We start from the raw sequence: 12,820 nt of genomic DNA, 5'->3' as shown, positions 1-12,820 counted from the left end.
AATTCTGGATAATAAATCTTTCTCGATCAGCTGTTTTCAGCGCTAACTACGTTGAATTTACTTACAATAGGCCCGCTATTAATGCGTAAATTCGCCTTGTTTTGACTGAAAATTTCTGGCTAGAGAAAATTAATTTTGACAGACAAAAGATCAGAAACTAACGTTTTTGGTCTTTTTTTATTTTCAGTTTTTTATTGTGCTGCTGTATTAAGCCATCAAATTGATTAAGTATTACTATAGATTAATATTATTAAGGCAGGGGGTATCGTCAGGGGTGTTATTTTTAGCAACATATTTAATGGTTGAAGCTTTAAATAGCTTCAATAAAAACGGACGCTTAGAGCGTCCGTTTTTTAATTATTTTTTTTCTTCATCGGGTAACGTAACGTTTAGTTCAAGTACGGCTAAATCATCTTCGTTCTGATCGAACTGTACCTGTACTGCATCGCTACTTACGTTCACGTATTTACGGATCACATCTAAAATATCTTGTTTTAATTGTGGTAAGTAATCCGGCGTACCTCGTTGAGAACGCTCGTGCGCGACAATGATCTGCAATCGCTCTTTTGCTAATGACGCACTATTTTTCTTTTCTGAGCGGAAGTAGTCAAGTAAAGACACGTTAACCTCCAAAAATCCGTTTAAATAAGCCTTTTTTCTCTACATCTAAGAAGCGAAAATCGACGGTTTCACCGAGTAAGCGATTAATGGCATCTGCATAAGCTTGCCCTGCGTCAGACTCACTATCGAGAATAACGGGTTGGCCTGAGTTAGATGCACTTAGTACCGCTTGTGATTCAGGGATCACACCTAATAAATCTATTGCTAAAATATCTTGCACGTCTTCAACCGACAGCATTTCACCTTTAGCAACACGCTCAGGGTTGTAGCGTGTTAATAGTAAATGCTCTTTAATATTTTCTAGGCCTTCTTCAGCGCGTTTTGATTTACTGTGTAGAATGCCTAAAATGCGGTCTGAATCTCGCACCGACGATACTTCTGGATTAGTTGTTACAATTGCTTCATCCGCAAAGTACATTGCCATCATTGCACCAGCTTCGATACCCGCTGGTGAGTCACATACAATATAGTCAAAGTCTTCTTTGAGCTCGTTTAAAACACGCTCTACACCTTCACGTGTTAGTGCGTCTTTATCGCGTGTTTGCGAAGCGGGAAGTAAAAATAACTTATCCACTCGTTTGTCTTTAATCAGTGCTTGGTTAAGCTTTGCTTCACCGTTAATCACATTCACAAAATCATAAACCACACGGCGTTCACAACCCATAATTAAATCTAAGTTACGTAAACCAATATCAAAGTCGATAATAACTGTTTTATAGCCTTTTAACGCTAAGCCGGTGCCAATTGCAGCACTTGATGTTGTTTTACCAACACCGCCTTTACCCGAGGTAACGACAATTACTTTTGCCATGAGATTTATCCTTTAACCAAAGCTGAAATTTCTAATGAATCATTTTTTTGTTGTATTTGCACAGCATTTCCCCAGTGTTCACCTTGAAGCGAATCACTGATCCAGTAATTGCCATTTATAGAAACAAGTTCTGCTTCTAATCGTTGACAAAAAATGTGTGCGTTTTTTAATCCTTTCGCGCCGGCAATCGCTCGTCCACGAAGGGTTCCATATATGTGTACATTGCCATCGGCGATTACTTCCGCACCATGACTTACCGCACCCAATACAATGAGGTCCCTGTCTTTTGCATATACTTGCTGACCAGAACGCACTGTACCGTTAATAATTTGTGCCGGTAATATTACATTTTTTTCGACAATTGATGTATTAAGCTCCTGTTTAACAGGTTCACTCTTAACATCCTGTGAATAATTTAATACAGACAGGCCCGCTGCTTTAGCTTGTGCATGTTGCTCGTCGGAGCCATTACACACACCAACAGCATTAAAACTCATACGTTCTATTAATGACTTTAAATGTACAAAATCAAGAGTACTGTTTTTTATCTCAATTAAATTGACAACGATAGGCGCACCCTCAAAAAATTTAGGGGCCTGGGCAATTTTGATATACAGTTGTTCTGCTAATAGGTTTATATCAGTACTATAAAGATGTAAAACTGATAACGTAAAAAGATTTCCTTTTAGCTCAAAAATTTGGTCTGACATACACGCTCAATTGAATTGTCTGATCAGAAAATAATTTTAGATAAACGCAGGCTGAATAAGGCCTTTATTGAAATTTATAATCTAATATTTTTAACTTATTATTACTCTCATGTTATAGTGTGCAGCATTGTTAAGCAAGAATTTATAGGGCCATAATGCTCACTGCAGTATATAAAAGTAAGAAAAAAGCGGATACTTTCTTATTTGTCGAAAAAAGAGATGATTTTAGCAAAGTACCTGAACCTTTAATGGCTACGTTCGGTCAACCTCATTATGTAATGATCATCAACTTAGCAAAGCGTCACCATTTAGGGGGGTCTGATTTAGAAACAGTTAAAAGTGCATTAACTGATCAGGGCTATTATTTACAACTTCCCCCACCTGAACAAAATCTGTTAAGTGAACTACGAAAACAAAATGGAGCCGATAGTGATTAAAAAACTGGTAGTCGTATTATGTGGACTGTGCCTAAGCTCATCTGTAATGGCAAAAACACAAGCTGAATTTAAAGACTATATAACTAATTTAAAACAAGAAGCTATTGCAAAAGGCTATGAAGCCAAACTTATAGATGACGCGTTTGCAACAGCAACATACAAAGAAAAAGTAGTGTCAGCTGATAAAAATCAGCCTGAAGTAAAAGAAACACTAAAAACCTATTTACCTAAACGTGTACCGCAGTGGAAAATTGATCGTGCACGAAAGCTGTATGCTGAAAATAAAGACATACTTGAACAAGTTGCTAAAGAGTATGGTGTACAGGCACGTTTTATCGTGGCACTTTGGGGTCTTGAGAGTAACTTTGGTGCAATACAAGGCGGGCACAATGTAATTTCATCGCTTGTTACGCTTGCATTCGATGGTCGCCGAGAAGCGCTTTATAAACGCCAGCTATGGGCAGCACTCGATATTTTAAAATCAGGTCATATTACATTAGATAAATTTAAAGGCTCTTGGGCTGGTGCTATGGGGCAAACGCAATTTATGCCTACCTCATTTAATGCCTATGCGGTTGATTACAATAATGATGGCCGCAAAGATATTTGGACCACAAAAGAAGATGCGTTTGCTTCAATTGCTAATTATTTAAAGCAAGAAGGTTGGAACGATTCTCTTACATGGGGCCGCCAAGTTCAATTGCCTGACAATTTTGATAGTAAATATATTTTGGTGCGTGGCACAAAAACACGTAAACAATGGCTAGAATACTGGAATGATTCTGAGCGTTCATTAGCCGATTGGCAAGCCTTAGGTGTTCGCAGAGCGGATGGGCGCGACCTACCCAATGTTAATGTGCGTGCTGCACTTGTTATGCCTGATGACATTAATGGCCGCATGTATCTAGCCTACGATAATTACAAAGTGTTTATGCATTGGAATCGCTCTTATTACTTTGCAACCAGCGTAGGTTATTTATCAGATAAAATTGCTTACCCAAAAATTTAATTATTTAAATGCATGAATAAATAAAGCCGCAGTGGCGGCTTTATTCTTTTTTAAATATTTTATCTTTTAAGTCAATAACTTTACCAATTCCTGATCCAAGCTTCATCAGTTTATTAAGCTGCTCAGGCGTTAAGCGTTGTAGTTCGGATGACCATTTGGTCACGGTTTCAAGTAGGTTATGAATTTCGCCCATTTGCTTTTGAGCATAAATTTCGTCGTCATTGATAGCTTTGTCTAATAAATTGTCGCGCAGTAAAGTAAGTGTAGGCTCTATTTCTCGTTTTTTTCGCTCTTCAAATACACGATTGGCCATATCCCAAATATCACCCGCCGGGGCGTAGTATTCTTTTCGATCGCCTGGAATATGCTGTACTCTAATTAGCTGCCACGATTGTAATTCTTTAATACCCATACTCACATTCCCACGCGAAATACTTAATGCGTCGGCAATTTCATTGGCTGTCATTGGGTTTTTAGTGATAATCAGCAAGCCACACATTTGCCCGATTGTGCGATTGAACCCCCAGCGGCTGCCCATTTCACCACAATGCATTACAAAGGCAAAATTCTTTTCGGATAAACTCATAGCTTATTAACTTTCAATAATTTCAGAAACTAAATGCTAGCACGCTGATTTTGGATAGCAAGATCTTAGCGTCCCTTAAATACATTATTTATTACTAAAGTTTGATTTAGATTAACGTGTATCGCTCTAGGTTAAGTTATGTTGTAAAAAAGTGACGAATACATGTTTTTTACTATTTCTTACACAGGATGGAATGATTATGAAAGCTGCAATAAATAATGAATTTAAAGGTAAATTAGAAATCACAGATTTGCCTATTCCTGAGGTGGGTGTTAATGATGTACTCGTAAAAATAGCAGCCTGCGGTGTTTGTCATACAGATTTACACGCGTGTCATGGTGATTGGCCCGTTAAACCAAAAATGCCATTAGTACCAGGCCATGAAGGTGTTGGGGTTATTGAAAAACTAGGCTGTAATATAAAGCATCTTAAAGTTGGGGATAGAGTTGGTATTCCTTGGTTATACAGTGCTTGTGGGCACTGTGAATTTTGTCTCGATGGTAAAGAAACACTCTGCTTATCGCAGCATAATACTGGTTACTCTATTGATGGCAGCTATGCAGAATATTGTTTAGCGCACGGAGACTACGTTATAAAAATACCCGATGAACTTGGGTTTTCTGAAGCTGCACCGCTATTTTGCGCAGGCGTTACAACGTATAAAGCATTAAAAGTATCAGATGCGAAACCAGGCCAATGGGTTGCTATTGTTGGTGTGGGCGGGCTTGGGCACTTAGCTGTGCAATATGCCAAAGCGATGGGCTTTAACGTTATAGCCGTTGATACCGGCAAAGAAAAGCTCGCGCTCGCTAAAGAACTCGGTGCCGATATAACACTCGATTTTAAAGAGGTGGTTCCGAGCGACGCTATCTTTGAGCAAGTAGGTGGCGCGCACGGCGTTGTGTGTACTGCGGTATCAAAAGCGGGGTTTGAACAAGCTTATAAGAGTGTACGCCGTGGTGGTAAATGTGTATTAGTGGGGTTACCTCCAGAGGATATGCCGTTGCCTATTTTTGATACCGTGCTTAATGGAGTCTCGGTAGTTGGCTCTATTGTTGGTACTCGTAAAGATTTACAAGAATGTTTAGAGTTTGCTGCACAGGGCAAAGTTAAAGCAATTATTGAAGAAAAATGCTTAGAGGATATTAATGAAATTTTTGACGATATGATCAAAGGTGAAATTAATGGTCGCATAGTAGTTACGATTTAATATTAGACCCATATATAAGCAGATTGGTATAAGTCTTTTTACATACAAAAAAGCACGGTGTCTGAATTAGCATACCGTGCTTTTTAATTGTTTAAACTATTAAAGTGTATAACTAAAGCTTAGCTTCGCATTGCGCTCTTCCCCAGGCATACCACCTAGAAACATTGCTTTTGAATAATACTTTTTATTAAACAGGTTATTTAGGTTTAATTGTATATGCCATTTGTCTGTAGTGTACGAAACAGCGGTATCGTAAAGTATGTAACCTGGTACATAACCATCAGGAATACCAAATGATGTTGAGTTAGTGCTACGCTGTGCAACATATGACACACCGCCGCTAATATTTATCGCTTGAGGTAAGTCAAACATATTCGCGTAGTAAGTCACCCACGTACTTGCTGTTACATACGGTACGCCTTTTTGACGCGTATCGTAGCTGCTGCTATTTGGATTCTTTTTGTCGCGGGCATCTTGGTAAACACTGTTTAAGTTGATTTTCCACTTATCGTTTAAGTACGCGTTTAAATCAAGCTCAATACCTTTGGTCTCTTCTTTACCGTCAAAAAAGTTTTCGCTGACATTCGGGGCTGATACGCCAGCTTCATACAGTGGGTTACTGTATTGTAGGTTTGTACGAGCGCTTTCAAATATAACAACTGAGGCAAGTAATTGATCATCAAATGCCTTGAAACGAACCCCTAAATCATTACTTAATGATTCAGAATCTTTTCGGTCGGCTTCGTTACCTGTCACTGTGCCTAAAACACTATAAGCCGTCCGGCCTTTCGAGTGGTTGACAAAAATAGATAGGTCTTCATTAGGTTGATATGTTGCGCCTAAGTTATACGTCAAACCTCCGTCAGAGGTATTCGCTTTAGGCTTAGGTGCTGCAAGGCTCTGTCTATAACGCGCATCAACGCCAAGGTGTTCATAGCTTTGTTTAATTTGGTTATAAGCCGCACCAATACGCGTAGTAAATTGATCATTTATATACGCTACATGTTGAATACCTAAGCCCCATGCTTGTACTTTTTTATTGTAATTACTTGTTTTAAGTGGATCGTAATCTTCAAAGTTACCTGTTGGCCAGTTTGGGTTTCTAATATCAAAAATGTACGGAAGCTTACCCTGGTAACTAATTGCTTTGTTTTTATCTCTAATAATATAGTCTTTATCGTAAATTGAATATTGCTCAAAGCGGATATCACGATCTTCATAATTTGCGTTTAAAAGTAGCTCATTGTCTACGCCGCCCAACATAAAGTCATAGCGTAAATCAGCAAAATATTGCCACGACTTTTCATCCGCTTCAACTTGACGATATTCTTGTCGGCGAGCTGCAAAAGGGTAAAGTACATCGTCAACCACTAATGGCGCTCTTGGATCTTGATTAATTACCCCTCTACGATCCCAATATACATAGTTATAAGCACCTGTTTGGCGTGCAAAACTTGATGTGTAATTACGATATTGTAACTGCTGATTTAAAAACAAATCGTCGGTAATGTAATAGTTATGCGTTAATTTAAAACGCAGTTCTTCACCTTCGTTATCTTTAGCCATCGGTGAAATAATACCGTTTGTGCCAAAGCTATAAGGCGTTAAGCCATCTGATGCAGATAACGAACTTGCTAATTGGTCGCGTTGTGATTCATTGAGTTGTAAACCTGCTGATGTGGCATCATTTACTAAATCGGCACCAGTTACTTCTCCTGCTGTTAGACCATTTACCGACGCAGAGTTGAATATACGAATAGGGTGACCGATAGAGTCAACCGCAATCGCATCTTTAATGTATGCAGCTGAAAGCATGATGTTTTGCTTATCACTAAATACATATTTTAATGACGTAAAAATTTCATCACGGTTTTCTTTTAAATCACGAAAGCCATTGCTTGATGCTGTTTTAGCAACAACACGGTACGCTAAATCTTCGGTAATCGCATTTGTGCTATCAACAGACAGTGCATAACTATCCCACTGACCAAGCTCGACAGCCACTTTGTGATTTTCGTTAAACTCAGGTTTTTTTTCTATTAAATTAATGACGCCACCGGCACTGCCCATACCGTATAAACCCGTTGCAGGGCCTTTTAATATTTCGACAGAGTCCACATTGGTCAACGAACGCGTAGGGTTAAATGTGTTGCCAAGTCCTGCACCACCATACATGCCATCGTAGGTGTAGTTAGCGCCTAAACCACGAACGATTAAATTATCACCAATGCCGTAGTTGTTTCCAGCTTGTGTTAAGCCACTCACGTTTCTTACTAAATCTTGTAAATTGTCAACGCCTTGAGATTCAATTAGTTCTCGGTCAATAATCACAACCGGTGCTGGCGTTTCCATTAACGACATGTCAGATTTAGTCGCAAGTCCCGAACTCATAACAACGCGGTTTTGTTTTTCGTACACGCTTATACGTTCAATGTCTTCTTCCGCTGTGGTAACTGCAATAGCTGCCTGTGCATTTAAGCATGCAAGGGTAAGTAGTGAGTATTTAAATTTTTTCATGGGGTGATAATTATTCGCATTTAACAAGTTTGCGCGAATGATAATGGTTATTATTTTTAAAGTGAATAAAAAGTTCAATTATTTTTCTAAACTAGAACTGTTTGATTGATCTTTGAGCTTTAAACTGTTTTTTAGCAACTTTAATTTAAACTAGTTAACATTTAGTTTAAATTGAGATGTATGTAAGAGAGAGTAAACACCTGGCTTTAAAAATAATAAAGGCGTGCACTAAGAGTACACCGCCTTTATTTTATTATTTATTTTCTTTATAAATAATGCCTGCTTTCATTACAAAAGGAATTTGCTCTAATAAGGCGATGTCTTTTAATGGGTTGCCTTTTACAGCAATTAAATCTGCGGCAAAGCCTATTTTAATTTGTCCTAACTGATCGTCCATTTTTAATAGTTTCGCGCTATTAATCGTTGATGCTTGGATTGCCTGCAGCTCAGTCATGCCAAATTCAACCATACGTGAAAATTGCTTTGCGTTATCACCATGGGGATAAATTGCAGCATCGGTGCCAAACACCATTTTAACGCCGGCTTTAATCGCACGGCTAAAGCTATCGCGTTGTTTTTTAGATACTTGGCGTTCTTTATTGAGGTTTTCTTCGTCAACGCCGTTTTGCTCACCAAAGCTCAGCGTGTATTCGGTATTGTAAATGTCCATAGAGAGCCAAGTACCGTGCTTTTTTGCAAGCGCTATTGCTTCGTCGTCTAAAAAGCTGGCGTGTTCAACACTATCAACGCCTGCTTTAATAGCCGTTTTTATTCCGCTTGTTCCGTGTGCATGCGCGGCTACGGGTAAATCTCGCATGTGAGCTTCATCGACAATGGCTTTCATTTCTTCAAAAGAATATTGCTGTACGCCTACTTTAGTGCCTTTTGAAAACACACCACCCGTGGCACAAAACTTAATCGCATTTGCACCATACTTTATGTTCTCACGCACTTTTATACGTGCAGCCCAAGGGCCATCTGCTATACCTGTTGATGTATATTTAAGTTCTGGCGGAAGGCGGTTGTTATCACAATGCCCACCTGTAATGCCCAGTGCTGGTCCTGCAGCCCAAATACGTGGGCCAACAATATCACCCGCATTTATACCATCACGTACTGCTATTACACTATAACCTTCAGCGCCAACATTACGCACCGTTGTAAATCCGGCTTCGAGTGTTTTTTTTGCAAAATGAGCGGCCTTAATCGCCATACGTGGCACTGACTGCCCTAAACGTTCACTGCGAGGAACCGTAGGATCGCTTGTTAAATGCACATGCATATCCATTAAACCCGGAAGTAGCGTTAGCGCTGGTAAATCAATTAACTTATCTGTTTTGGTGAGCGTTGGTTTTTTATTGCTTTCTATGGATATGATCATGCCATTATCAATGGTAATTAATGGCGATTGTATTAACGTACCGTTTTCTACATCTAGCATGGCTTTTGCCGATACATAAGTTACGGCGTGCACATTTAAGCTCGTTAAACACAATAATGTTATAGAAGCTGAGAGCAGGTGTTTTTTCATTTTATTCTTCTTATAGAGAAAGTAGGAACTTCCTTGACTGTACCAAGCTTAATTAAAAGAGCAAATAAATAGCGATGAACGTAATCTGTCGTAATTTCTTTATTTAGTCACTATTAATGCTCATAATCAGCGGGCAAATTTTAAAAGGATTATCATGAAATTAATTAAATTAGCTTTAGTAGCCAGCGGTGTAATGTTTACATTAACTGGTTGCATTAATACAGAGCTTAACGCAAGTGCTAGTAACAGTACTGCGCCAACTACAACAAACGATCCAGCAAGTATTATTTCAGAACTTTCTGCCCAGCAACAACTTGATGTGCTTGTTGCACAATATTACGATGAGTCTCTTACATTTAGCCCAATCAGCGCAACCTATAATGGTCGTAGTGAATTTAACGATAAATTTACTGCTGAAATCTCACAACACAATCGTGATAAAAAAGCGGCTTTTTATAAAAAATATCAACAACGATTAGCATATATTGATCAAGCTCAGCTAAGCGGGCAAGCATTATTAAGTTACGAAATATTAAATCGTGATTTAGCATTGAAGCTAGAAGGTATGCAATTCCCTGATTATTTATTGCCTATTAATCAAATGTCGGGCGCACATAATACCTATGCGGGCTTTGGCTCAGGACAAAGTGCACAGCCATTTAAAACGCCCGATGACTATCTTCATTTTCTAACCCGTAGCGATGGTTTTATTAAGTGGCTAGCAAGTGTTGAGAAATCAATGGCTCAAGGCATTGAGTTAGGGGTGGTGTTGCCTAAACCTCTTGCACAAAAACTTGCCCCACAGTTTAAAGCGCATGTTGTGACAAAAGCCGAGGATTCGTTATTTTGGGGGCCAATTAAAAACCTACCAGAATCGTTCAGTGCACAGCAAAAAGAAGATATTACCGCACAATATCGTGAGCTAATTATGCAGCGTTTAGTACCTGCCTATAACAGCATGAGTCAGTTCTTAGTTGAGCAATATATTCCTAATAGCCGAGAAACAGTAGGCTATAGCGATTTACCAAATGGAAAGGCATGGTACGAACACAAAATTAAAAAAAATACCACACTGAGCTTATCCGCTGACGAAATTCATGAAATTGGTTTGAGTGAAGTGTCGCGTATTTTAAGTGAAATGAAAAAAGTAAAAGAGACAGTCGGTTTTAAAGATGACTTAGCTGCATTTTTTATTCACTTACGAGATTCAGATGAGTTTTACTTTGATACAGCGGATGAACTTGTTGCAGCGTACGAAAACGTTAAGAAAAAGATAGATGCACGTGTCCCCTTATTGTTCGATGTCGCCCCAAAAGCACCTTATGTAGTGAAGCCGGTTGAAGCATACCGAGCACAGTCGGCTGCAGGGGCATCTTACTCATCTCCCGCACCAGATGGCTCTCGTCCAGGTATTTTTTATATCAATACCTTTAACTTAAAAGCACAGCCTAAATTTTTACTCGAAACTTTATCGATTCATGAAGCTGCCCCAGGACACCACTTTCAAATTGCGCTACAGCAAGAAATAGAAGGTTTACCTAATTTCAGAAAATTTGGTGGTTACACCGTATTTGCTGAAGGCTGGGCTCTGTACGCTGAAAGTCTTGGTAAAGAGCTTGGTTTATTTACCGACCCTTATATGTGGTATGGCCGTTTATCTGATGAGCAATTACGTGCTATGCGTTTAGTGCTTGATACCGGTTTTCATGCAAAAGGGTGGACGCGTCAGCAGGGGATTGACTACATGCTTGCTAATTCGTCTATGGCAAAAAGCGACGTCGTTGCTGAAGTGGAACGTTATATCGCATGGCCTGGGCAAGCACTTTCTTATAAGTTAGGGCAGTTTAAAATTCAAGATCTGCGTGAATACTGTAAAAAAGAGCTCGGTGATCAGTTTGATATTAAAGCGTTTCATACACAAATATTAATCGATGGGGCATTGCCGATGCCAATTTTAGAAGAAAAAATTAAGCGTTGGGTTAAATCCCAACGCTAATTTGTAGCGCAAAGATAGTATTTTTAAAGGGTATTGGCTTTGCGCCATTTGCAGCAATACGTTAGAATGCGCGCTCTTTAGGGGGCGCGAGTAAACTATGTTTGATCAACAATTAGCAAATACACAATTTTGGCTTAAAAAAAGCTTAAGCGACATGAGCCAAAACGAATGGGAAGCCATTTGTGATGGGTGCGGTAAATGTTGTTTAAATACCTTTATTGATAGTGAAGATGAAGACGAATTTACTGCAACCGATCAACTACGTGAAGGCGAGCAATTAATATTTACTAATATTGTGTGCCAGTACCTGGATAACAACACGTGTGGTTGTAGCGAGTACGAAAACCGCCAAACCCTTGTACCTTCTTGTGTAAAACTTACCAAAGAAAACCTAAAAGACATTTTCTTTATGCCTCAAAGCTGTAGTTACCGACGCTTACACGAAGGTCGCGGCTTGGCTTCTTGGCATCCGCTATTAAACAGTGGTGATAAAACGAAGATGCATCAATTAGGTATTTCTGTAAAAGATAAAACAGTAAAAGATTGCGACGTAAAACTCGATGATTTTGATTTATACATTGCAGAGTGGCCTACAAAGGACGCTGATTAATGAGCAAACAACAAGCTGTAATTGGTTTAATTAATCCAAAAAGCCCTACTAATGTTGGCGGTGTACTTCGTGCTGCAGGGTGTTACAACGCGAGCCAAGTTTTTTTTACAGGTAATCGTTATTTAAACGCTAAAAAATTTCATACCGATACAAAAAATGTGGTTGAGCGTATCCCTTTAACTGAAACGGATAGTTTAGAAAAAGTGAAGCCAAAGGGTGCAACAGTTGTTGTTATTGAGCTAATTGAAGGTGCTACACCGCTGCCTGATTTTGTGCATCCTAAAAACGCATTTTATGTATTTGGCCCTGAAGATGGCTCTATCCCCAAAGAGGTTTTAAAGTGGTGCGATGAAGTGGTTTATATTCCGACTATCGGCTGCATGAACTTAGCTGCTACCTGCAATGTTGTTTTATATGATCGCTTAGCTAAATTAGGCGGCGTTGAAAGTTGCGACACAACTATTATTAGCTCCCGTGATACCAATAACAAAATGAAATGGCAAAAAAAGTAGGGCGTATTAGCTCTTTCCCTTCGTTTCTGTTAAACACAAAGGCTATATCTGTTTATCTTTCGAGGTTAAACATGCGCTGCCCTTTGGGTTGTTTTTAGGGACGATTAACTCTTTGTTGCCTAAATGGATGTAGGTAAGGGGCGTGAGCAGGACGCGGAAGCTTTGCTCGGTTTTTACTTAGCCCACTAGGTTACAAACCTCGCGCCGCGATTAAATCGCCCCTAGATTGAACAAATTTCAATCCACAAAGGTCAACACGCCCTAGGCGCT

Annotated in this window: 12 protein-coding genes; 6 read left to right on the top strand and 6 right to left on the bottom strand. The window is 39.3% G+C overall.

The window, feature by feature from the left end; all coding sequences use genetic code 11:
• Positions 1-357: 357 nt before the first annotated feature.
• Genes minE through minC form a run of 3 tightly spaced genes read right to left on the bottom strand, consistent with a single transcriptional unit; the run spans position 358 to position 2,142 of the window.
• Complete coding sequence (minE, locus tag CWB66_RS19535) at positions 358-621, bottom strand: cell division topological specificity factor MinE (protein WP_007377619.1); 264 nt, start codon at positions 619-621, stop codon at positions 358-360.
• A gap of 1 nt (position 622) precedes the next feature.
• Positions 623-1,432, bottom strand: coding sequence for a septum site-determining protein MinD (gene minD, locus CWB66_RS19530; RefSeq protein WP_077535291.1), 810 nt, complete (start codon positions 1,430-1,432; stop codon positions 623-625).
• Positions 1,433-1,437: 5 nt separating this feature from the next.
• Positions 1,438-2,142, bottom strand: a complete 705-nt coding sequence (gene minC, locus CWB66_RS19525) for a septum site-determining protein MinC (RefSeq protein ID WP_138586662.1) — start codon at positions 2,140-2,142, stop codon at positions 1,438-1,440.
• Positions 2,143-2,297: 155 nt separating this feature from the next.
• Between minC and CWB66_RS19520 the strand changes: the two genes are divergently transcribed.
• Together CWB66_RS19520 and CWB66_RS19515 are read left to right on the top strand one after the other, a co-directional pair.
• Complete coding sequence (locus CWB66_RS19520; RefSeq protein ID WP_138586661.1) at positions 2,298-2,579, top strand: YcgL domain-containing protein; 282 nt, start codon at positions 2,298-2,300, stop codon at positions 2,577-2,579.
• Positions 2,572-3,588 carry a lytic murein transglycosylase gene (locus tag CWB66_RS19515; RefSeq protein WP_138586660.1) on the top strand — a complete coding sequence of 339 codons (1,017 nt, stop codon included), beginning with the start codon at positions 2,572-2,574 and terminating at the stop codon, positions 3,586-3,588. The genes CWB66_RS19520 and CWB66_RS19515 overlap by 8 nt, the downstream gene beginning before the upstream one ends.
• A gap of 40 nt (positions 3,589-3,628) precedes the next feature.
• Here the strand turns inward: CWB66_RS19515 and CWB66_RS19510 are convergent, their stop codons facing one another.
• On the bottom strand, positions 3,629-4,174 hold the full coding sequence (locus CWB66_RS19510; RefSeq protein WP_138586659.1) for a GbsR/MarR family transcriptional regulator: 546 nt from the start codon (positions 4,172-4,174) through the stop codon (positions 3,629-3,631).
• A gap of 199 nt (positions 4,175-4,373) precedes the next feature.
• On the opposite strand from CWB66_RS19510, the gene adhP reads away from it, so the two are divergent.
• The gene (gene adhP, locus CWB66_RS19505; protein ID WP_138586658.1) at positions 4,374-5,384 is read left to right on the top strand and encodes an alcohol dehydrogenase AdhP; all 1,011 of its coding nucleotides are present in this window, start codon (positions 4,374-4,376) and stop codon (positions 5,382-5,384) included.
• Between the two features lie 99 nt (positions 5,385-5,483).
• On the opposite strand, the gene CWB66_RS19500 is transcribed toward adhP, so the two are convergent.
• Together CWB66_RS19500 and CWB66_RS19495 are read right to left on the bottom strand one after the other, a co-directional pair.
• On the bottom strand, positions 5,484-7,901 hold the full coding sequence (locus CWB66_RS19500) for a TonB-dependent receptor (protein WP_138586657.1): 2,418 nt from the start codon (positions 7,899-7,901) through the stop codon (positions 5,484-5,486).
• Between the two features lie 253 nt (positions 7,902-8,154).
• A complete protein-coding gene (locus CWB66_RS19495) occupies positions 8,155-9,432 on the bottom strand; it encodes a Xaa-Pro dipeptidase (RefSeq protein ID WP_138586656.1) in 1,278 nt (425 codons plus the stop codon).
• A gap of 154 nt (positions 9,433-9,586) precedes the next feature.
• On the opposite strand from CWB66_RS19495, the gene CWB66_RS19490 reads away from it, so the two are divergent.
• From CWB66_RS19490 to CWB66_RS19480, 3 genes are all read left to right on the top strand, one after another.
• A complete protein-coding gene (locus CWB66_RS19490) occupies positions 9,587-11,428 on the top strand; it encodes a DUF885 domain-containing protein (protein ID WP_138586655.1) in 1,842 nt (613 codons plus the stop codon).
• A gap of 97 nt (positions 11,429-11,525) precedes the next feature.
• Positions 11,526-12,038, top strand: a complete 513-nt coding sequence (locus CWB66_RS19485; protein ID WP_138586654.1) for a YcgN family cysteine cluster protein — start codon at positions 11,526-11,528, stop codon at positions 12,036-12,038.
• Positions 12,038-12,550 (top strand): RNA methyltransferase, encoded by a 513-nt coding sequence (locus CWB66_RS19480; RefSeq protein WP_138586653.1) that lies wholly within the window; start codon positions 12,038-12,040, stop codon positions 12,548-12,550. The genes CWB66_RS19485 and CWB66_RS19480 overlap by 1 nt, the downstream gene beginning before the upstream one ends.
• Positions 12,551-12,820: the final 270 nt, after the last annotated feature.

The organism is Pseudoalteromonas sp. S558 (assembly GCF_005886635.1).
GTDB classification, from domain to species: Bacteria; Pseudomonadota; Gammaproteobacteria; order Enterobacterales; family Alteromonadaceae; genus Pseudoalteromonas; species Pseudoalteromonas aliena.
The sequence above is the reverse complement of the archived record's forward strand: the minus strand, read 5'-3'. Positions and strand labels throughout refer to the sequence as shown.

Excerpts from the sequence above, each read along its gene's own strand:
- CWB66_RS19480 (WP_138586653.1), top strand. The coding sequence starts at position 12,038 with ATGAGCAAACAACAAGCTGTAATTGGTTTAATTAATCCAAAAAGCCCT.
- adhP (WP_138586658.1), top strand. The coding sequence starts at position 4,374 with ATGAAAGCTGCAATAAATAATGAATTTAAAGGTAAATTAGAAATCACA.
- minD (WP_077535291.1), bottom strand. The coding sequence starts at position 1,432 with ATGGCAAAAGTAATTGTCGTTACCTCGGGTAAAGGCGGTGTTGGTAAA.
- CWB66_RS19520 (WP_138586661.1), top strand. The coding sequence starts at position 2,298 with ATGCTCACTGCAGTATATAAAAGTAAGAAAAAAGCGGATACTTTCTTA.
- minC (WP_138586662.1), bottom strand. The coding sequence starts at position 2,142 with ATGTCAGACCAAATTTTTGAGCTAAAAGGAAATCTTTTTACGTTATCA.
- CWB66_RS19500 (WP_138586657.1), bottom strand. The coding sequence starts at position 7,901 with ATGAAAAAATTTAAATACTCACTACTTACCCTTGCATGCTTAAATGCA.
- CWB66_RS19495 (WP_138586656.1), bottom strand. The coding sequence starts at position 9,432 with ATGAAAAAACACCTGCTCTCAGCTTCTATAACATTATTGTGTTTAACG.
- CWB66_RS19510 (WP_138586659.1), bottom strand. The coding sequence starts at position 4,174 with ATGAGTTTATCCGAAAAGAATTTTGCCTTTGTAATGCATTGTGGTGAA.
- CWB66_RS19490 (WP_138586655.1), top strand. The coding sequence starts at position 9,587 with ATGAAATTAATTAAATTAGCTTTAGTAGCCAGCGGTGTAATGTTTACA.
- CWB66_RS19485 (WP_138586654.1), top strand. The coding sequence starts at position 11,526 with ATGTTTGATCAACAATTAGCAAATACACAATTTTGGCTTAAAAAAAGC.